The sequence below is a fragment of the uncultured Veillonella sp. genome (assembly GCF_963524655.1).
Lineage (GTDB): Bacteria > Bacillota > Negativicutes > Veillonellales > Veillonellaceae > Veillonella.
The window spans coordinates 1-19,535 of the sequence record NZ_CAURHA010000041.1 but is presented as its reverse complement, the minus strand read 5'-3'; the positions used below and the strand labels follow the sequence as shown (position 1 = coordinate 19,535).

The window sequence follows — 19,535 nt, the reverse complement described above, 5'->3', positions numbered from 1 at the left end:
CTGTAGTAGGCCGCATCTGTATGGACCAATTCATGGTAGCCGTTCCAGATACGATTACGGTAAAACCTGGGGACAAGGTTGTTCTCTTAGGTTCTCAAGGCCATGAAAGCATCTCGGCACTTGAGATTGCCGCCCTTGCGTCTACGATTCCTTATGAGATTTTCTGTGGCTTCTCTGAGCGCGTACCTCGCCAATATATATAAAATACTGAGTATACATACTAAATTTAAAGACTCCATATAAGCAAAAGCGCAGATATTATAATGTCTGCGCTTTTTACATTTTCAACACTTGTGAAACTTACATCATATGTAGTTATATTAAGTTATATCGAAAAAAGCCCGTAACACATGCAGCGGTCTACATGTATTACGGACTTTTCTGCTCCCCTATACCTAGCGTACTGTAAAGCAGTTACGTTCTTATTGTGAGAGAGAGTATTATATACCAAGTATATAATCTTATGATTGGGAGGGAACCACAATTCATAAGGGGCCCTCTGAACGACAGACGGCATAGGAGAGAGTCAATGTTTGTCTATCCAATCCAGAGGGCTGCGTGTGTGTAATTGTTTATTGTGTGTGTATTGTGTATGTGTGTGTAAGTGTATTTATGTTTTGTGTGTATAGTTTTGGGTGTTTAGTGTTCGTGTTAAAAGGTTTTGCTTTACAGTGGTATAGGAATAAGGTTTTACTTATTTTACTGCCATACCTGTTTTTGCGTCTAATACGATGGATACAGGTTTATTTTGTGCATCATGGAACTCTACGTTGTATACAGGCGTACCATTTTGATTAGCTACAGACCAAGAGTTAATACCTGTTGCTACGTTGCCAGTCTGTGCGAAGGCTGCATTGATCGCCACATGTGGAGGTAACACAGTACCAGCATCAATAGCACTAGCTTCCATAGATGCATCATACGCTTTAGGAGTACCTTCAGTTACAATGCCAGTCGCTACATCAAGGGTCATAGAATGAGCGCCGTTGGCATTGAAACCAGCTACTTCATAGATAGCAGTTTTATCTGCTGCTTTGAAGGATACATTCGTAATCTTAGAGTCACCAAATTTAGTTTCAAATTGGTCAATTAGATAATTAGCACCAATTACGAAAATACTATTTTGATCGACTACGCCTGTGGGCTGACTTGTTGTGCTAGGTTGTGATTTTCTACTTTTAGAGTTTTTTTTCCTCTTTTGTAGTTTCTTTTTTATCAGCTTTTTTCTCTTCTTTTACAGCTTTTGCTTTAGGAGCTTTGTCTGCATGTGCTTTTTTATTGTTTTTTACTTCTTTTTTAGCTTTTGCAGAAGGCTCTGTTTTTTTATCGCCAACGCGTACTACTTTAGTTTCGCTAGGAGCTTTTGCTACAGCTGCTGTTTCAATAGTAGGAACTGCTGCTGCAGGATTTGCTTCGCTAGGAACTACAGTTTCTTGAGCTACTGGAGTTTTAATATCTTGAGTAGCAGTTGGAACCGGAGTAGTATCTTGAGCAGGTTGTACTGGAGTAGCCACTGGAGCTACTTCAATTACAGGAACGGCTTGATCTGCAACAGGCTGTACTACAGGAGCTGCTGTTACGGCTACGTCTTGTGCTACAGGAACTGGAGTTGCTTGTTCAGCCGCTGTTACTGCTACAGTAGCACCGAATACGCCAGCTACAGCTAAAGCAATACTGCTTTTAAGAATAGATTTTTTCATAATATCCTCCTTGATAATTCATATATATGTAGTATTTCACATATATATTTTTAACCAACTCGGTGTTATCGATATAGTTCCAAAACATATATCTAGCGTGGACTGTAGATATATAGTCTGGAAAATCCGATATATTTGAGTTTCGTCCTTGGACTGGTACACATACTATCGATAATCTATGAACTCAAAATGTAGAACCGTGCTAAAAACCTCGTTTTGGAGTGAGTCTAAAATGAATTTACATATATTTAAAATGAAAATCTATAGCTTTCGATTTTCATTTAAATATTCTATGAATACCATAACAAAAGCCGTTTATCCCATGTATAAAGGACGAACGGCATATAATTATAAGTCTCATTATCTTTAGATTTGCATTCATGAGTAAACTTTCACAAAAAACGCCCCAATACTAGCAATTTTCTATGAAAGAACTAGTATTGAGGCATTTAATTATTATATTCAAAATTAATTAACTAGGAATTATTAAGCTATAATTACTAGTCAATCATACATTAGTCATCAAACTTAACAGATAGTAATGTACCATTTATAGCATCAATGCGTACATCAACCTCTTTGTCCCCTTCGGTACCAAAGGTAACTTTGTAAATAGTCTTACCTTTTTCATGATGTACAGACCATTCATTAAGGCTCGTAGCTTTGTCTTGTGTTTGAGCGTAAGCAAAATTAACTACTGCTGCTGGAGGTAAAATCTCACGAGGATCAAAAGATTTTTTCTTCAAGGATTTATGATAATCACCTTCACGTTTTTCAAAGATTTGATTCGTTGCATAGATATAAGTTAACTCATACTTGCCGCTTTCATCAACGCCTTCAACATCATACTTAATTTGACCACCGTCAGCATCAAAGGAAATTTCAGTAATAACCGCATTAGGATGGTTTTGAATGAATGCATTTAATAAACCATTAGCACCGACAATCGCTGCATGATTGCCATCAACAACCGCAACAGTTGGCTCTACGGCTACTAAAGGGGCGGCACTCGCGTTAGGCATGCCAAACACTGCTGCTAACGCCAATACAAGGCTACCTTTTATAAGTAATGATTTCATAGGCTCCTCCATCTCTCAAACAGGACCATATAGTATATATACAATTATACACTAAATCAATAAGCTTTATGAATCTTTATTTATAATATTAGTGCATGGACCTACGCCCTATGATACAATGCACGTAGAATAATTTTTGTGACTACAAGTGAGCTGACTATGATTTCAATTTATCCGACAATATATCACGAATTTCAGTGCAAAGCTGATCGCTGTGAAAATACATGCTGCCAGCTTTGGACCATCGATATCGATGAACCGACGGCTGAGCGTTATCACACTATGACGGGACCTCTTGGTAAAAGCTTGCGCCAAGCGATTACCATTGATGAGGAAGGCAGCCATTTCGTATTCTCTAAAGAACAACCTATGTGCCCTTTACTCAATGAAAAAGGGCTTTGCAAAGTAGTGCTCGAATTAGGCGAAGAAGGCCTTTGCGACACCTGTCATATGCACCCTCGATTTTACAAATACATCGAAGACCTAGAGCTATGTGGTGTTGGTTTATCCTGTGAAGCATCCGTAGAACTACTCGCAAAAGACGGTACTAATCGAGAGTTAGTGTTTACCATTGAAGATGACGACAATGAATTTGGTCCCGATGAGCGTCTAAAGCTAGAAAATGTGTTTCAACTATTAGCCTTTGATTTAGAACCTGCTCTATTTCAATATACACCAAGCCCTAGCGGAGAGTATTATAAACAGCTATTAGATCTCTACAAGACTACGGAACCTATTGATGAGGCCTGGACTACACAAGTCAATGCATTGTCTAAGGATATAGACCAGGTCGTTACCTCTGTTAAAAGTTATGTACATCAACAAGATATGAGCATTTTTAATAAGGTCTACCAATATATCTTGTATCGCCAAATCGATATGTTAGCAGACTATTCCTTAGAAGCTATCATCGGCTATGCAAAGGATGGCACTGAGTACATGCTCATGACGAGTGCCATCGAAGGAAACCCTTTAAAACAAATTGCTCGATGGTCTCAACAAATTGAATACGACGAAGACAATGTAGATCTATTACTACAACATTACGAAGCTCAACTTGAAGCATAATAAAAAACCTCCTAGCAATTGCTAGAAGGTTTTGTTATTTACGCAAAGAGTATACGCATAATCCAGTTATATAAAAGGTTGATAATAAATAAGACCACATAAACGGCCCCTACTGTAAGAGGCTCTACGTTCATAAGACGAGATAAAAGCATAACGGCAACGTAAATAACGGCCCCCACGTAAGCTAACCCCACTGGAACTAAAAGGACCATCAAAATAGGAGCAAGGTAAATACAAATAATAGATACTAAGATTAATGCTAAGCCCAATGCCCCTGTATATCCTTCGATATAAGCTGTTCCCATTAATACTTGTTTGAAGTCAAACTCTCGATCAAGTAGTACACTCAGTAGTTTCCACAAAATAAAACTACCTACAAACCAATACATGCCAAGACCAATGACCTCACGTAAGATGGAAAATATACCATATACGGCAGGTATAAAGCCTAATAAAAAGCCTCCAAAAGCGGCGACCAAAGGTAATAATACAATACCTAAGGCAAAGCCTAATATATGGGTAGCGCACCAACCGGCGAGCCCCGCTTTGATACCCTTCTCTAAAGTACCAAACCAGAAAATTTCATCTATCCCCTTCTTTGGTGAACGCACCAATAGGGATAGCTCTCGTAAAAATGTCGTATCCATAACTAACTCCGCTCTCAACTACACTCTAAAGTTAATTATAACATAAATTCCAAGATTTAAATTATATATAATTAATTTTAATATAAATTAAAACATAAAAAAACCGTAAGACTTTCATCTTACGGTTATATAGAGCTATATTAAAGCTGTTTACTTGACCAAAGTATGGAAAACCCGAATCCATTGAGGTAAAACGGATACGGACAGTAAGGCTACAATGAACATTACAATATAGGTCTTAACAATACCAAGACCCACATAGCGTCGCATAAGTTGAGCACCGATAAATACAGCATAATATTGGCTAAACATAGTAACTAAATACGCTATGTCCGCTACATATTTTTGCTGTGCTAGGGCAAATAAAATAAGACCTAGAATATGAACAAACACTATTACAACTGTACGAAGCGCATTCGTATAGGCTAAACCATATATATAATTGCACATAACCCCTTTATAAGTACCACTACCACCTAATAAAATAAGTAAACGCCATATAACAAAGGCTCCTATGAGAATCTGAAAAATTAAAAATGATGCATTTGCAAGAGCACTGATCATATCAAAATGTGCAAAGCCGGTCATACGCTTTATGCCAAGCATAGGCGCTATTGCTTTCACCATCAATGGCAAGGCATAGGTCATTACATACAATACAATGGTAGAGACCACTAAATTTGTCAGTGCTCGTGCTATGGTGCCGTATGAAAGAATATTTTGAAAGGATTGATCACTCAACTTTGTAAACAAGTGCAATATATCCTTATACCAGTTCATAGATACTCCTTATATTTAACCTATATTTTAGGGAATCCGTAATAATTAACACTAAGTGGATCGACGTTATATACGGCTAATAGAAAAACAATAGCCAAATAAAAATCATCGAGCCATACAAAAAGGACGAGGCATACCTCGTCCTAACTATAGTATATGTATTTTATCGAGTCAACATATAAAGACCTTCACATAAGAGTGACACAAGAACAGCCACGAGCATAACGCTCAGGCCTTCATAGGTAGTTCCATTAATGCAAGCCCCTGTAATACGTCCCATCGTTTGTAACAGTAACCCTGTACTTAAAACACATAAGACAATCATACAGAATCCGATAACGGCCTGTAGTAATAATGGTACCGTTGTAAGAATCAACATGATACCTGCTGTAAATGTATACAAAGCAACCACCAGTTGAGCAAAGGCCATCATATGCAACACACCTGTCGCTATAGCACGTACGTAAAACTTACGCTTTTGTATCATTGCATAACCAACAATGATTCCAGCCATAAGAATGCCTTTTACAATGACCCACGTAAAGCGCCCTGCATTCCAAAACTCTCGTGGCTTTCCTAGCTGATCAAAGAAAACTTGTATTTCATGTTGACCAACTGGAAGGGAAAATAATTGCCACTTCACTAATAAAGAAGAATTGCGTATAAACGCACGTATAGCATCTATATATACACCTTCACCAACGATGGTAAATTGATAGCATATGAGTGACAATAACAGCATTCCTATTAATTGCCCATAAGCAACATCAAAGTGATACATGCGTGGACTTTTTTCTTCAATGGGGTTTAATAAGCGATACATAAACTCTATTAAACCAACCATCATATCGCTCACCACCTTTTACACAACAAGAATAAGCACCACCCAAATTTGGATGATGCGGCACACAACACAAAGATTAGGAATTTAAATAATGAGTTTATTATTAATTCATTTTCTGTTCATTATTATAGCACAAAAGCAAGGTACATTCATACCTTGCTTTCATTATTTTCATAACTATATAATTATCTGGAACTAGCTAGTGCGATGATGGCGAACAAGCTCACGATAACAATTACTGGAATTAAACTAGTTAAACAAGAAATGCCAAACGTAGCTAAAAGGGATTTATTAATTTGGCGACTTAACATTGTTAAGCATACCCAAAATGTAAAGATTGCAAATGCAATTGATGCAAATATAAACATAGTTATCCATGCAATACCTAAAACAGTAGAATCAGGATTAAATCCTAGTATCACTATAAATGGCACTGATAATAATAGGAGCCCCAAGAAATAGAATAGCCCCATAATCTGGTTATAAGCTTGTTCATACCACATGATTTTTAACACAGATTCATAGGTAGTATGAGCATCAAACTTGTTAGCAACCCAAGAGAAAATAGCCGAATAAATAGCAATACCAATAAACGCAAATAGCAAGCCAAATGCAAGGCCTAATATGCCAATACCAGATAACGCTGCCGCACCGGTGAGAGCAACCTCAAGTTTATCTGCAAATATCATACTTACAAGAGTCGGTAGGATATTTGAAAATAAGAAAGACACCAATGCAAAAGCTGCTGTAGCATAGAAGCCCTTTTTACAAGAACCATGCTCTACTATCTGCGAAATACCACGTTTAAACGGAGCCACTATAAGAGCCCCCATATCTGAATACCAAGTTGTTTCCATACAACCTCCAAAACTATAACTCTACATCACATACAATCTAAGTATGGCTATTTAAAATAACCCACTAGAGTATCTCATGTTCATTACTGTAAAAACTATGAACGCCATAATAGCACTTATGATAACAAATGGAATTAGCCCTGCTAATAGGCTAATGCCAAATGTTGAGAGTTTAGGTTTATTAATTTGTTGGCTTAATAAATTTAGACTTACCCACCAAGTCCACAGAGATATCCCCATCAGGATAAAGAAAGAGATAAGTACATATAGAATGATCGACAAAGGTAAATCGAGTGGGTCTTGTAAGGGCCCGAAATTATCAATATTAATAAAGAAATAGATGCTAGCAGGCATTATCAAAAGCCCACCAATAAGCGCCAGTAATTGTCCATATGCATAGGAATACCAATTCACCTTTAGCACTTCCTGCGGAGTCGTCTGAGCATCAAATTTATTAGCTACCCAAGAAACTAAATAGGCATTAAGAGATAGACCTAAAAAGGTAAGAAATAGATTAAAGGCTAATTGCATAGCAACGCCACCATTGGCACTCATTACAAAAATACGGCCATAGAATGTATGATGCAACTGCATCATCGATATAATAAGAGCCGGTATAAACGTGGTCAGCAGTGAGCCTACAACACTAACTGCTGCAGCCCCGTAAAAGCCCTTCATACAGGATCCATACGCTACGATTTGGGGGATTCCCGTCTTAAAGGGAGATATACACAACTCCTTAAAATCTGAATACCATTTTGTTTCCATAAGCCCTCCTACATACACAAACATATTTCCCCTATTTTATCATGAATAACTTTTAAAATAAATGTAAATTTATTTTAAATCGCTTATTTTAGTAAATGAGTAAATAAAAAAGTTGATAGATACCTAAACGATATCTATCAACATCTTATATTATATACTCACCTAAATTATGCCGGAGAATGCTAGTTGTATTATAGTGATAACAAAACTAATAAAGTAATAAACAATACCTGTTAACCATGGGCTAAGATTAAATTGCTTGGCCATCAACAGTGCCATAATAATAACATTAATCCATTCCAAGTAGTTTAGTCCATAGGAGTTAGATTGAGCTGATACATTTAAAAGAACAGTGATAGGAATAATAATCAACGCCAAGGCCAAGTGTATCCAGCTATTTATGAAAAGCGTAAGTAGCATATCTGCTACTAACTGTTTAAATGTTCCTGTCCCTTTAAAAACTTTAAAAATGACATACAACACCCCGGACATTAACAAAACCATAATAATACTACCAACTAGAAAGCCGATAATATCATCTATTGTAAAGTCAAGAGGGCCAATAACTTGCCATAAAGTACTTTCATAAAAAGAGCTTTTAGGAAAGATTGCTCTTAGCAAATGTAAACCTAAATCCGTTATAATAACCGATCCAATAGCTAGTAATAACATATTTTTAATGGTCACAAAATGCATCCATTTTTCTATATAAGGACCAAACAAACCATTCATAATACTCTACCTTATAACTCCTCACTCTTAAACAATTGATATCCTTCAAAATAATAACTATGATCAAGGTCCTATTCAGCAACACCTAATTTATTAGTGATAACCATATTGGACCTCCTTTTTATTCTATCTCGTAATATATATTATACTATATTCGTTAAACTTTAGTTGAAACTAACATAGCATACAAAATAAAAAAGCAGCCCTTTTAGGGCTGCCTTTAATTCATCTTATTTCAAAGATTCTGCAATTTTTGCAAGGTTTTCGTCCATACGTTGTAGGTATGTTTTGTCGTCTTCTTTGCTTTCAATAGTGTAAATAGTTTCTACCTTAGCACCCACTTCTTTTGCCAAAGTTTTAGATACTTCTGGACTAGCCATTTCTTCTGCAAAGATAGTAGTGATGTTATTTTCTTTAACATATTCGATGAGTTTAGCTAATTGCGCTGCGTTTGGTTCGCCTTCAGCAAATACATCTTCTACACTGTTTTGTTCCAAACCAAAGTCACGGCTTAAGTAAGCAAATGCCGCATGGCCTGTAACGAAGTTTTTATGAGGAGCTTTAGCAAATTGCTCTTCATATTTTTTAATCATTGCATCTAGTTTACCAACGTATTCAGTGTAGTTCTTTTCGTAGTAATCCTTGTTTGCTGGATCAGCTTTTACAAGAGCATCCTTGATGTTTTTCACTTCAATTTTAGCGTCTTTCAAAGATAACCATGCGTGAGGATCTTCTGCACCATGTTCCTTAATTTCTTCAGGATCAGTATTTTTAATAGCTTCTACGCCGTTAGTAGCTACAACAGTTACGAGCTTATCATTTTTAGCTGCTTCGATAGCTTGTTGTGCCCAAGGCTCCATACCAAAACCGTTATACACGAATACTTGAGCTGTTGCCAATTGTTTCATATTTTCTGGTTTCAACTCGAAATCATGAGGCTCAACGCCATCTGGAATAATAGTAGATACCTCTACCTTGTCACCGCCAATAGCCTTTGTAAATTCAGCCATCGCATTAAAACTTGTTACCACTTGGATCTTTTTACTTGCTTGTTCCTTCGGTGCATCATTACCACAGCCTGCAAATAGAGCAGCCATCATAATGCCTACAACTAACAAAACTAGTTTCTTGACCATCGTAGTCCTCCTTTTGTTAATCCTGAACGCTATGCCTCCATAGAATACTGCTTATTCTTTTGTTGCAGTTGCGACTCAGTTGCATTTGTAATATAGTTATAGTATAAACTTACTCAGAATTTTGTCAATTAGAAATGTGGTTTTTTATATGTTATCCATAGAACATCTTTATTTTTCCTATCAAGGTCAGCCACCTTACGTGTTAAACGACCTTAATCTACATATTCACAGCGGTGACTATATATCCATCGTCGGGGACAATGGGTCTGGTAAAAGTACCCTGCTACGCCTTATTTTAGGTTTTCTTACGCCTGTGAAAGGCTCAATCAAACTAGATAGCAACAATATTCGCTATGTATCACAGAAAAATGATTTCTCCCATGCGGGCTTTCCCATTACGGTAAAAGAAATCCTCGACTCCTACCGCAAGCTTTTAAAAATCAAAGATAAAAACGAAGTGAGTCGTGTATTAGAGCTCACAAATATGACGGAATTTAAAGACCGACTCATCAGTAAGCTCTCTGGTGGTCAGGCACAGCGTGTATCTATCGCCCGAGCCCTTATCGGCAGCCCTGACCTCATCATCCTCGATGAACCATCCACAGGCATCGACAGAAAAAGCCAAGAAGGCGTCTATGCACTTCTTCGGGATTTAAACCAAAAGCATCATATTACGATAATCTCTGTTGAACATAACTTGGAAATGGCAATCGCTAATTCTACCAACATCTACCATATCTCAAATGGCCACGGCCACCTTTGCTCACCTGAGCAATACGCTTGCGAAATCATGCATAGTACAGGTCGTAACCCTGTAGATCACGAAAATTGTTCTTGCTTCACAGATGTGACGGCTCAGGCTCAGGCTCAGGCTCAGGCTCAGGCTCAGGCCGATGATACTACAACCGAGGAGGTGCGCCATGTTTAGTTATGACTTTATGCAAAATGCCTTCTTCGTAGCCATCTGCATATCACTATTATGCCCATGTATCGGTATTTTCATGGTATTACGCCGGTCTAGTATGATTGGCGATACCATGAGCCACGCATCCCTGGCAGGTATCACTCTAGGCTTATTAACAAGTACAAACCCTATCTTAGGGGCTTTCATCTTTACCGCCATCTGTGGTGCCCTCATCGAGTTTTTGCGAAAATACTTCTCCCACCATCTCGATTTAATTCTTACCATCATCTTATCCCTCAGTATTGGTACTGCCATTACGCTCATTAGTTCGGGTAAACTGAAAGCTAATGCCAATGTATTTTTCTTCGGTAGCATTTTAACAGTAAATGCGGCTGATATGATTAGCATTGCGGTCCTTACTATTTTGTCAGTATTAACGCTATACTTCTTATATAACTCCTTACTCTACATCGCTTACGATGAAGAAGCAGCTCGCGTAGCCGGTGTTAAGGTAGATTTTATTAACTATATCTTTGCTATCTTGATGGCTGCTGCTGTGTCTATTTCCATTAAAATCGTTGGCGTCCTCGTATTAAGTGCTATGATTGCCTTACCTGTAGCATCGGCACTACAACTAGAAAAAGGATTTAGAACGACTTTACTATGCTCCATTGGATTTAGTTTACTCGCCATGATTATTGGTCTATTCGGATCTTACTACCTTAACGTAGCTCCTGGTGGCTTTGTATCTCTAACATCGGTAGGAATCTTGCTAGTGGTGTTAGTTATTAAAAATATTCGGGCAATTATAAGACGAATGCAATTTAGCAAATAAACAAAATAATAGTTAATATATTTAAACAGCTACATTATATTCATAGTAAGGCATCTAATTATTAGCCGTATAAGACATCTAGTCATTAGCCATATAAGTCATTTAACCATACAGGTGTATAACAGTTTTAGTATTAAAATAGAATCGAAAGAGAGTTATGAATACAACACCTTGGCCAGAAGGCATAAAAAAAACCAAACAGCGCGAAGCCATTTGGTCGGTATTAACAACAGCGGATAAACCTATGACAGCTATTGAGATTGCTGAAAAATTAGGCGATAGCGATACTACGTGGATGTCTACTATCTACCGCACCCTAGAATTACTAGAAACAAAGGGAATCGTTACCCGTACAACACTCATGGGTAGCGATATGGCCTACTATGAAATTACGCCGCATACACACCGCCACTATGCGGTATGTACTAGCTGTGGCACTATGGTTCCACTCCATACATGCCCGGTTGTAGAGATGCCCAAAGAGCTCTCCGACGTAGGTTTTACCGTCACAGAACATCATCTAGAAATTGCAGGTCTCTGTAAGAAATGTAATAGCAAAAACAAATAATACATAAGCAAACCAAAAGGACGTAACCTTTAAAGTTACGTCCTTTTCTGATTTTAATATATTTTGTATTAACCTTATTTAGCTTTCACCAATTACAGCATCAATGGAGCTACTACGAAGCCAAGTGCTACTGCGATAGCAATGGATAGTACGCCAGGGATAAAGAACGGATGGTTAAATACGAGTTTACCGATTCGTGTAGAGCCGGTATCATCCATTTGTACAGCCCCCAAGAGTGTTGGATATGTAGGCAATACGAAGAGTGCAGATACAGCTGCGAAGGATGCGATAATAATATATACAGATCCTGGGTTCTCTGGAGTAATACCGAGAGCTAAAATTACAGCAGGTACCAACGCCTGTGTAGTTGCCGCTTGGCTGTACAACAATGTACTGGCAAAGAAGAATGCTACGGCTAACAAGGCCGGATATGCCGCTACCATGCTAGAAGCAAGAGCTTTAATTTCAGGAATATGACCTTTTACGAAAGTATCGCCCAACCATGCTACACCTAGTACGCAGACACATGCGGACAAGCCGGATTTGAATGTGCTAGTATTAACAAGTTGTGCTGTATCAAGCTTACAGAAGTAAGTGATGGCTGCTGCGATAGTCATCATGAAGCCGATGATAGCGTCATTTCGACCAAAGATAACTGGTTTAATAAGACCGATGTTTTTGGAAATGGCAGTTGCATAGAATACGATACAAATAATACCAACTAAGAAAATCAATACAGAAGTTTTTGCGCCTGGTTTCAAATGGAAATCGGCATTTTTTTCACGAGGCGGTGCCACATGACCTGCTGCTAAACGTTCTTGGTAAACTGGATCAGAAGACAAGTCATTATTCGCAAAGGTAGACATGATAAACGCTGTAATCATAACCGCTACGAATGTTGTAGAAATACAGATGGCAAGCAATGTAGGATAGTTTACCCCATATGGCTCAAGGAAACCACTCATGGCAACAACTGCTGCAGATACTGGGCTTGCTGTAATAGCGATTTGACTCGCTACAACGGCGATGGATAATGGTACAGATGGCTTAATGTTTTCACTTTTCGCCACCTCTACGATTACCGGAATCATAGAGAATGCTGTATGACCAGTACCTGCTAATAGAGTTAAGAAATAAGTTACTGTTGGTGCTAAATAGTTGATGTGTTTAGGGTTTTTGCGCAAAATATTTTCCGCAATACGCACCAAATAATCAAGACCACCAGCTAACTGTAAGGCACAGATGGCTGCGATAGCAGACATGATGATGAGAATTACATCCCACGGAATCTGACCTGGGAACATACCCATACCAAGGCTTAACAATACAACCCCAAGGCCGCCAGCGTAACCGATGCCCATACCACCGAGGCGAACACCGAGGAAGATGGCACCAAATAAAATAAGAACTTGCATAATTACATAAATGTCCATACGATGACCTCCTTTATACCTATATAGTATCATAGATATACTAATTAATCATCGAATTTTGAGAATGTATAGAATATATTTTAAAAATTTCATGAAAATATCGATTTTTTCATATAAAAAAGCTACACCTAACAGCCTTTACACAGGCGTAAAAAGCAATAAGTGTAGCTATTTTCATTACATATGCTTAATAGATGGATAGAATAAACTCTATACCTTACATTTCAATAGTAAGGTGCGCCTTATCATTTACAAAATAATTGGACGTAAATCTTCCAGTAAACCTTCTTCTTCGGTAGCACGTTGGATACTTTCACCAACGATACGAACCATATCCTCTAATTGTTCTACAGTGGATGCTAATGGAGGCATGAGGATAACTACATCACCGATAGGACGGCAGATGAGACCTTGTTCACGAGCAAGGATGGCCACCTTAGCACCAACCGCATCATTTGGACGATATGCTTCGTGCGTAGCCACATCTTTTTCAAGCTCAATACCTAAGATGAGGCCCCGTTGACGAACCTCTTTAACATGCTTTAAGGACTTAATAGGTTCTAAGGCCTTTGTGAAAGCATCCACTTTCGCAGGTAATTGATCGATAACCTTTTCATCGCGGAAAACTTTCAAGGAAGCCAATGCAACGGCACACGCCAAGGCATTCCCTGTATAGGAGTGACCATGATAGAAGGTTTTCTTTTCTTCAAAGGTACCAAGGAATGCATCAAACACGCGTTTTGTAGTCAAAGTTGCCGCCAACGGCATATAACCGCCCGTAATACCTTTAGACAAGGTCATGAAGTCTGGAGATACGCCTTCATGTTCACAAGCAAAGAATTTACCAGTCCGACCAAAGCCTGTCGCTACTTCGTCGACGATAAGGAATACATCGTGCGCTTCTGTCAACTCACGAACTCGTTTCAAATAGCCGTGAGGCATTACGAGCATACCTGCTGCTGCTTGTACGAGTGGTTCCATAACGAGAGCTGTAATTTCATCGCCTTCTTCATTAAGGATACGCTCTAGTTCTGCCAAAGATTCTTCAAAGGCTTTATCTCGATCAGCTACATCTGCATATACGCCAGGGCTTGGCAAAGTTAATGGTTTGAATAATAGATTATGGAATACTTGATGGAACAACTGAATCCCACCTACAGATACGGTACCCAATGTATCCCCATGATAGCCAGCATTGAGTGCGATAAACTTAGTCTTTTTCGTTTGTCCTACTTGTTGACGGTATTGATACGCCATTTTAATAGCTACCTCGATAGCCGTACTGCCATCATCAGATAGGAATACTTTATCTAAGCCTTCTGGAGCAAGCTCTACAAGTTCTTTACACAATTGTGCAGATGGAGGACTCACTAACCCCAATAAAGTACTATGAGCAATCTTATCGATTTGATCTTTCAACGCTTGGTTTAACACAGGATGATTATGACCGTGAATATTAACCCACAAGGAGGAAACGCCATCGTAATACTTTTTACCGTTCTCATCGATGAGGAATACCCCCTCACCGCGTTCGATTACTACCGGCTCTTGTGCTAGCCAATCTTGCATTTGTGTAAATGGATGCCATACAAACTCGTGGTCCCATTGTGCTGCTTGTGAAAGCTGTTTCTCTGCCATTTTGTCACCTCATACTTAACAAGTATTACAAACTATAACTCTCTATTACATAACTAATTAATGTATACAAAATTGTAGATCTAATCTATACAGAACTGTAGATCTAATCTATATAGTTCTGTAGAGCTAATCTATACAAAATCATTCTATCTAAGATTTATAGACCTAAAACTGTATTCCATAACTTTTTAGAATCAATAAATGAGCGAGCCCAACCAAGTTGAACCTTTTGAATATCTGGCCCTTGATACGGCGGCACTACGGCTACTACTGGAATACCTGTATAACGTTCCATATCCGCTACATTTGTTTTCAACAAGAATGGATCTACTGCCGTCGTATCATTTACGATGATAGCTTTCACCTCGATACCATGCATCTTTGCATATTCACAAGTCAAAATGGCACGGTTAATAGAGCCAAGTCGGCCATCTGCTACGACAATAGCTGGTAATTTTATATCCTTCATAAAATCGGTGAAAGTTTTATCGCCATACAGAGGAGTCGTGATACCACCTGCCCCCTCTACAAAGGTTAGATCATAGCGGTTCACCACATCTAAAGTATGCTGTACAACACTATCATAATCAATTTCTATGCCTGCTAGTTCCGCTGCAAGACGAGGAGAAAAATCTCCAGCAATCGCATAAGGATTTACTTCATGACGACGGGACTCAGGAATACCTACAGCACGCATTAAATGCGTAGCATCCTTACTTTCAAGGCCTACATTATAATTATCCTCATCCATCGTTACGCACTCAGGGAAAGGTACCGCACTAGAAGATACGGGTTTCACCATACCAACGGCAAAACCATCATCTACAGCCATAGCCCCTAACAAGCCTGTTACAAACGTCTTGCCTACATCCGTATCCGTACCAATTATAGAAATACCTAACTGCTTCATACATGGCTCCTCTCAAGCGAATACTCACCGCCGCATAGGTTAACTAACTTATGTGATTAAGTTTACAATCTAACTACAATATACAGCGAAAAGGAATATATAGTCAACCTATTATTACGCTTAAGGTTTACCGTAATAGGACTATATGGGGCCCCGACACATTAGTGAGAGCTTTGTTAAAAATCACAGAACCTAGCTCATCGCTCCAAAGCGAGCTAAGTCGCTCTTTACTAGGTTCTGTGATTTTTATAGCTGTACTTATGTAACAGTCCCATATAGTCCTATCTACACCCTTAAATGCGAGAATAATAGGTTGGCTGTATGGGGAAATGGGAAAGGAGGATGGCTAAGCCATCCTCCTTTTCTCCCCTCTCGATACAGTGAAATTACGCTAACTCGTTAATGGCATTCAGATTTGATGGGACTAATTCATAGGTACAGTAGGAAAAAGGACGCGAAATTTTGCCCCTTACTTATTTGATACAGTGAATTTCGTTTTATTGATTTATGAATAGACTCGATGGGACTAGTTCATAAGTACAGTTATAAAAAGAGTGATGACTAACCGATTAGCGACTTAGCTCGCTTTGGAGCGTAGGGGTTAGTCATCACTCTTTTTTACCTAAATGTAGTTATGTAGAGGGGCCCATTAATTTCTCCCCCCTCCCTCTCGATACAGCGAAATTACGCTACCTCGTTAATGGACATTCAGATTTGATGGGACTAATTCATAGGTACAGTAGGAAAAAGGACGCGAACTAACCGATTAGCGACTTAGCTCGCTTTGGAGCGTAGAGGTTAGTTCGCGTCCTTTTTCACTTAAATATACAAATCAACTTGGGCCCCATCAAATCTCGGATTATATTTCGAGGTAGCGGAATTCGCCTGTATCAGGATCCATCATGCCTCCATAGAATCCCATCCCTTTTGGGAATAGTGGATGGTGGCGTAAGAAGTTAACTGTATAGATTACATTATCTTCAGAGATATGGAACCGGTCCATCCAGTCGATAAGGCCTGGTTCGATCATGCGAATTGCATCTTCGCTGATACCTTTGGCTTTCATAGATTCCATAAATGTTGTAGCAGAAAAATCTATCATGCCGCAGTTTTCATGACCGATGATTAGTACGTCTTCAATTTCCATCCCATAGGTGGCTACGAGTAGACTTTGTACGATATTGTCGATAGGTTGTGTTACGCTGTTACCTGCAGTTTTAATAACGATGATTTCACCGCGATCAAAACCTAATGCGTCTTCTAACATGCATACTAAACGTGTGTCCATACATGTTACGATGCCAAGCTTCTTAGTAGGGTGGCTTGTTAACCCAGCCTTAGGTAGTTCAGGGTGTTGTTTCACATATTCTTTATTAGTTTCAATTATTTTTGCAATGTCAATCATAAGGCACCTCACTATATGTGTTCTATTTCCACTTGAAATAGATTCTACTCATTATATACACTGTATTCATCACAAAACAAGTTAAATTTATCATTTATAAATAATTATTATAACTTATCAAGATCATAAAAAGACCATTAATTACATAATAATTCTATACTCATCATTAATATTCATACTAATCTCCAGCAGTATCAATATATTCACAAAGATGAATATATTGTATATTTCTTACATAAATAGTAGATTAAAAAACCACTCTTGTGGTACTATTAATACTATAGAAAACAAACGCCACATGATACCGCATATGACGTAAACTGTATGTACAGTAAGGAGGTTTTATAATGGGTATCAATCAAAAAACGTTGCCAGGCATTTTGCTCTGTGCCGTTCTCGCTATTCCTTGTTGGCTACTAGGACAGCAGTTTCATCTAGTAGGTAGTCCAATCTTTGCCATCATTTTAGGTATAATTATTGGCTCTATCTTCACCTCTTGGAAACGAGAAAAAACAGGTGCTGGCATTGGATTTACATCCAAAAAGATTTTACAATGGGCTGTTATCTTATTAGGCTTTGGGCTTAACATTACACAGATTTTACATGTAGGTTGGATTTCTTTACCTGTCATTATCTCTACCATCGCTACATCCTTAATCGTGGCTTATGTTATCTATCGCCTAACCCACATCGATTCCAATACGGCCATTCTTATCGGTGTAGGTTCTTCCATTTGTGGCGGCTCAGCTATCGCTGCAGCAGCTCCAGTTATTAAGGCGGAAGATCAAGATATTGCTCAAGCGATTTCTGTTGTATTCTTCTTCAACGTTGTAGCCGCTTTCGTCTTTCCTCAATTTGGCGATGCTATCGGTCTCTCCAATATGGGCTTTGGTTTATTCGCAGGTACCGCTGTAAACGATACGTCTTCTGTAACTGCAACTGCTGCTGTATGGGATAGTATGAAAGGCACTGGTACACAAGTACTAGAATATGCAACAATCGTTAAATTAACTCGTACCCTTGCTATTATTCCGATTTGTTTAGGCCTTGCTAGTTATCAAGTATACAAAGCAAAACAAAATGCGGCTCAAACAGATGGTGCTAGTGTAAGCATTGCTAAAATCTTCCCTAAATTCGTTCTCTACTTTGTAATTTGCTCCCTTATTACAACAGCATTATCCTATGCTAATGTAGATATCGGATTCTTAAGTATCTTCAAAACAATTTCCAAATACTTTATTACAATGGCCATGGTGGCGATCGGCCTTAATACTAATATTGTGAAATTATTGAAATCTGGTGGCTCTGCCCTTGCATTAGGTGCTTGTTGCTGGATTGCTATCACGGCCGTAAGCCTTGTAGCACAACATATGATCGGTTTATGGTAAAAATGTACATACTTTGTATAGTCTGATCTAATTGTATATAGTTAGAATAGTAATAACCCCTCCAGTGATGGAGGGGTTTCGTGCTACTATTCACCTTATTAGTACTTTATCATACCATAGTCAGGAGGGTTAATATGTACTTCTTACAAGGACTTCTTGTCGGGCTCGCTACGTTTGCCCCTGTTGGCATGCAAAATCTATTTATTATTAATACAGCGTTAGTTCAGCCTGTACGGCGTATTATATTGACGCTAGCTATTCTAGCGCTCTTTGATATGAGCCTTAGTGCTGCCGCCTTTTACGGAATAGGTGCCGTATTAGAAATGTGGCCGATCATGAAGCTCATTGTTATCCTATTTGGCAGCTTGCTCATCATATATATGGGTTCCAATATATTTAGAACAGAGCCCGACGTGCGCAATCTAAATACACACATTCCCATTCGTAAACTCATCATGTCTGCCATTGCCGTGTCTTGGGGGAATCCTCAAGCCGTTCTTGATGCAACTATGCTACTTGGAGCGTTCCAAGCAAATATTCCTAAAGAAGAAGTTTATTATTTCTTCGGTGGTTTCCTTGCGATGACACCAATTTGGTTTGGTTCTCTAGCCACAGTTATGCATCTATTAGCTAAGAAAATCAAAATCAGTCATATGGTATGGATCAACCGTTTCTGTGGTACTGTCCTTACTATTTATGGTATTAAATTATTCATCGATGGTGTTACGATGTTACTAGATTTTTTCTAATATAAAAGCCGTTAGCAATGCTAACGGCTTTCTTATTTGGGGTTATAGGACAAAAAGTGTGTGTGACTAATCCCAATAAGTTGGAAAATCTGTA

21 protein-coding genes are annotated in these 19,535 nt (G+C 38.6%); 7 read left to right on the top strand and 14 right to left on the bottom strand.

Annotated elements, in window-relative coordinates:
- Positions 1 to 203, top strand: a 203-nt coding sequence (locus tag RYM16_RS07870) for an alanine racemase C-terminal domain-containing protein (protein ID WP_314983234.1), incomplete at its 5' end; no start/stop codon positions are given.
- Positions 204 to 694: 491 nt separating this feature from the next.
- On the opposite strand, the gene RYM16_RS07865 is transcribed toward RYM16_RS07870, so the two are convergent.
- The 3 genes from RYM16_RS07865 to RYM16_RS07855 form a co-directional block, all read right to left on the bottom strand.
- Entirely contained in the window at positions 695 to 973 is a 279-nt protein-coding gene (locus tag RYM16_RS07865) for a PepSY domain-containing protein (protein ID WP_314983233.1), read from the bottom strand.
- Positions 974 to 1,178: 205 nt separating this feature from the next.
- Positions 1,179 to 1,700, bottom strand: coding sequence for a ribonuclease E (locus tag RYM16_RS07860; RefSeq protein ID WP_314983232.1), 522 nt, complete (start codon positions 1,698 to 1,700; stop codon positions 1,179 to 1,181).
- Positions 1,701 to 2,215: 515 nt separating this feature from the next.
- Positions 2,216 to 2,779, bottom strand: a complete 564-nt coding sequence (locus RYM16_RS07855; protein ID WP_287291959.1) for a PepSY domain-containing protein — start codon at positions 2,777 to 2,779, stop codon at positions 2,216 to 2,218.
- A 159-nt stretch (positions 2,780 to 2,938) separates the two neighbouring features.
- On the opposite strand from RYM16_RS07855, the gene fliB reads away from it, so the two are divergent.
- Positions 2,939 to 3,847 carry a flagellin lysine-N-methylase gene (gene fliB / locus RYM16_RS07850; protein WP_314983231.1) on the top strand — a complete coding sequence of 303 codons (909 nt, stop codon included), beginning with the start codon at positions 2,939 to 2,941 and terminating at the stop codon, positions 3,845 to 3,847.
- Between the two features lie 38 nt (positions 3,848 to 3,885).
- Here the strand turns inward: fliB and RYM16_RS07845 are convergent, their stop codons facing one another.
- The 7 genes from RYM16_RS07845 to RYM16_RS07815 all read right to left on the bottom strand — a co-directional run bounded on the left by RYM16_RS07845 (position 3,886) and on the right by RYM16_RS07815 (position 9,611).
- Complete coding sequence (locus RYM16_RS07845; RefSeq protein ID WP_314983230.1) at positions 3,886 to 4,494, bottom strand: hypothetical protein; 609 nt, start codon at positions 4,492 to 4,494, stop codon at positions 3,886 to 3,888.
- Positions 4,495 to 4,644: 150 nt separating this feature from the next.
- Positions 4,645 to 5,274 (bottom strand): hypothetical protein, encoded by a 630-nt coding sequence (locus RYM16_RS07840; RefSeq protein WP_314983229.1) that lies wholly within the window; start codon positions 5,272 to 5,274, stop codon positions 4,645 to 4,647.
- A 163-nt stretch (positions 5,275 to 5,437) separates the two neighbouring features.
- Positions 5,438 to 6,121, bottom strand: a complete 684-nt coding sequence (locus tag RYM16_RS07835; RefSeq protein ID WP_314983228.1) for a hypothetical protein — start codon at positions 6,119 to 6,121, stop codon at positions 5,438 to 5,440.
- A gap of 182 nt (positions 6,122 to 6,303) precedes the next feature.
- The gene (locus RYM16_RS07830; RefSeq protein ID WP_314983227.1) at positions 6,304 to 6,975 is read right to left on the bottom strand and encodes a hypothetical protein; all 672 of its coding nucleotides are present in this window, start codon (positions 6,973 to 6,975) and stop codon (positions 6,304 to 6,306) included.
- 51 nt (positions 6,976 to 7,026) lie between these two features.
- Positions 7,027 to 7,743, bottom strand: a complete 717-nt coding sequence (locus RYM16_RS07825) for a hypothetical protein (protein WP_314983226.1) — start codon at positions 7,741 to 7,743, stop codon at positions 7,027 to 7,029.
- Between the two features lie 162 nt (positions 7,744 to 7,905).
- The gene (locus RYM16_RS07820) at positions 7,906 to 8,475 is read right to left on the bottom strand and encodes a hypothetical protein (protein WP_314983225.1); all 570 of its coding nucleotides are present in this window, start codon (positions 8,473 to 8,475) and stop codon (positions 7,906 to 7,908) included.
- A gap of 230 nt (positions 8,476 to 8,705) precedes the next feature.
- Positions 8,706 to 9,611: a metal ABC transporter solute-binding protein, Zn/Mn family gene (locus RYM16_RS07815; protein ID WP_009352091.1), complete on the bottom strand. Its 906-nt coding sequence runs from the start codon at positions 9,609 to 9,611 to the stop codon at positions 8,706 to 8,708.
- Positions 9,612 to 9,759: 148 nt separating this feature from the next.
- Here RYM16_RS07815 and RYM16_RS07810 point away from each other — a divergent pair, with 148 nt between their 5' ends.
- The 3 genes from RYM16_RS07810 (at position 9,760) to RYM16_RS07800 (ending at position 11,918) form a co-directional block, all read left to right on the top strand.
- Positions 9,760 to 10,539, top strand: coding sequence for a metal ABC transporter ATP-binding protein (locus RYM16_RS07810; protein ID WP_314983224.1), 780 nt, complete (start codon positions 9,760 to 9,762; stop codon positions 10,537 to 10,539).
- Positions 10,532 to 11,350, top strand: coding sequence for a metal ABC transporter permease (locus RYM16_RS07805; RefSeq protein WP_009351827.1), 819 nt, complete (start codon positions 10,532 to 10,534; stop codon positions 11,348 to 11,350). Before RYM16_RS07810 ends, RYM16_RS07805 begins: the two co-directional genes overlap by 8 nt.
- Positions 11,351 to 11,507: 157 nt before the next feature.
- Positions 11,508 to 11,918 carry a Fur family transcriptional regulator gene (locus tag RYM16_RS07800; RefSeq protein ID WP_314983223.1) on the top strand — a complete coding sequence of 137 codons (411 nt, stop codon included), beginning with the start codon at positions 11,508 to 11,510 and terminating at the stop codon, positions 11,916 to 11,918.
- A gap of 92 nt (positions 11,919 to 12,010) precedes the next feature.
- Here RYM16_RS07800 and RYM16_RS07795 read toward each other — a convergent pair whose 3' ends face one another.
- The 4 genes from RYM16_RS07795 to RYM16_RS07780 all read right to left on the bottom strand — a co-directional run bounded on the left by RYM16_RS07795 (position 12,011) and on the right by RYM16_RS07780 (position 17,304).
- A complete protein-coding gene (locus RYM16_RS07795) occupies positions 12,011 to 13,351 on the bottom strand; it encodes an anaerobic C4-dicarboxylate transporter (protein ID WP_314983222.1) in 1,341 nt (446 codons plus the stop codon).
- A gap of 249 nt (positions 13,352 to 13,600) precedes the next feature.
- Positions 13,601 to 14,989: an adenosylmethionine--8-amino-7-oxononanoate transaminase gene (gene bioA / locus RYM16_RS07790; RefSeq protein ID WP_009352154.1), complete on the bottom strand. Its 1,389-nt coding sequence runs from the start codon at positions 14,987 to 14,989 to the stop codon at positions 13,601 to 13,603.
- 157 nt (positions 14,990 to 15,146) lie between these two features.
- Positions 15,147 to 15,899, bottom strand: coding sequence for a dethiobiotin synthase (gene bioD, locus RYM16_RS07785; RefSeq protein ID WP_314983221.1), 753 nt, complete (start codon positions 15,897 to 15,899; stop codon positions 15,147 to 15,149).
- Positions 15,900 to 16,758: 859 nt separating this feature from the next.
- Positions 16,759 to 17,304 (bottom strand): carbonic anhydrase, encoded by a 546-nt coding sequence (locus RYM16_RS07780; RefSeq protein WP_009351966.1) that lies wholly within the window; start codon positions 17,302 to 17,304, stop codon positions 16,759 to 16,761.
- A 347-nt stretch (positions 17,305 to 17,651) separates the two neighbouring features.
- On the opposite strand from RYM16_RS07780, the gene RYM16_RS07775 reads away from it, so the two are divergent.
- Both RYM16_RS07775 and RYM16_RS07770 read left to right on the top strand, forming a co-directional pair.
- On the top strand, positions 17,652 to 18,692 hold the full coding sequence (locus tag RYM16_RS07775; RefSeq protein ID WP_314983220.1) for a YeiH family protein: 1,041 nt from the start codon (positions 17,652 to 17,654) through the stop codon (positions 18,690 to 18,692).
- A gap of 134 nt (positions 18,693 to 18,826) precedes the next feature.
- Positions 18,827 to 19,441 carry a LysE family transporter gene (locus RYM16_RS07770; RefSeq protein ID WP_314983219.1) on the top strand — a complete coding sequence of 205 codons (615 nt, stop codon included), beginning with the start codon at positions 18,827 to 18,829 and terminating at the stop codon, positions 19,439 to 19,441.
- Positions 19,442 to 19,535: the final 94 nt, after the last annotated feature.

What these genes read in the sequence shown, in the direction of transcription:
- RYM16_RS07865 (WP_314983233.1), bottom strand. Translation starts at nt 973, where the DNA reads ATGACCCTTGATGTAGCGACTGGCATTGTAACTGAAGGTACTCCTAAA.
- RYM16_RS07860 (WP_314983232.1), bottom strand. Translation starts at nt 1,700, where the DNA reads ATGAAAAAATCTATTCTTAAAAGCAGTATTGCTTTAGCTGTAGCTGGC.
- RYM16_RS07855 (WP_287291959.1), bottom strand. Translation starts at nt 2,779, where the DNA reads ATGAAATCATTACTTATAAAAGGTAGCCTTGTATTGGCGTTAGCAGCA.
- fliB (WP_314983231.1), top strand. Translation starts at nt 2,939, where the DNA reads ATGATTTCAATTTATCCGACAATATATCACGAATTTCAGTGCAAAGCT.
- RYM16_RS07845 (WP_314983230.1), bottom strand. Translation starts at nt 4,494, where the DNA reads ATGGATACGACATTTTTACGAGAGCTATCCCTATTGGTGCGTTCACCA.
- RYM16_RS07840 (WP_314983229.1), bottom strand. Translation starts at nt 5,274, where the DNA reads ATGAACTGGTATAAGGATATATTGCACTTGTTTACAAAGTTGAGTGAT.
- RYM16_RS07835 (WP_314983228.1), bottom strand. Translation starts at nt 6,121, where the DNA reads ATGATGGTTGGTTTAATAGAGTTTATGTATCGCTTATTAAACCCCATT.
- RYM16_RS07830 (WP_314983227.1), bottom strand. Translation starts at nt 6,975, where the DNA reads ATGGAAACAACTTGGTATTCAGATATGGGGGCTCTTATAGTGGCTCCG.
- RYM16_RS07825 (WP_314983226.1), bottom strand. Translation starts at nt 7,743, where the DNA reads ATGGAAACAAAATGGTATTCAGATTTTAAGGAGTTGTGTATATCTCCC.
- RYM16_RS07820 (WP_314983225.1), bottom strand. Translation starts at nt 8,475, where the DNA reads ATGAATGGTTTGTTTGGTCCTTATATAGAAAAATGGATGCATTTTGTG.
- RYM16_RS07815 (WP_009352091.1), bottom strand. Translation starts at nt 9,611, where the DNA reads ATGGTCAAGAAACTAGTTTTGTTAGTTGTAGGCATTATGATGGCTGCT.
- RYM16_RS07810 (WP_314983224.1), top strand. Translation starts at nt 9,760, where the DNA reads ATGTTATCCATAGAACATCTTTATTTTTCCTATCAAGGTCAGCCACCT.
- RYM16_RS07805 (WP_009351827.1), top strand. Translation starts at nt 10,532, where the DNA reads ATGTTTAGTTATGACTTTATGCAAAATGCCTTCTTCGTAGCCATCTGC.
- RYM16_RS07800 (WP_314983223.1), top strand. Translation starts at nt 11,508, where the DNA reads ATGAATACAACACCTTGGCCAGAAGGCATAAAAAAAACCAAACAGCGC.
- RYM16_RS07795 (WP_314983222.1), bottom strand. Translation starts at nt 13,351, where the DNA reads ATGGACATTTATGTAATTATGCAAGTTCTTATTTTATTTGGTGCCATC.
- bioA (WP_009352154.1), bottom strand. Translation starts at nt 14,989, where the DNA reads ATGGCAGAGAAACAGCTTTCACAAGCAGCACAATGGGACCACGAGTTT.
- bioD (WP_314983221.1), bottom strand. Translation starts at nt 15,899, where the DNA reads ATGAAGCAGTTAGGTATTTCTATAATTGGTACGGATACGGATGTAGGC.
- RYM16_RS07780 (WP_009351966.1), bottom strand. Translation starts at nt 17,304, where the DNA reads ATGATTGACATTGCAAAAATAATTGAAACTAATAAAGAATATGTGAAA.
- RYM16_RS07775 (WP_314983220.1), top strand. Translation starts at nt 17,652, where the DNA reads ATGGGTATCAATCAAAAAACGTTGCCAGGCATTTTGCTCTGTGCCGTT.
- RYM16_RS07770 (WP_314983219.1), top strand. Translation starts at nt 18,827, where the DNA reads ATGTACTTCTTACAAGGACTTCTTGTCGGGCTCGCTACGTTTGCCCCT.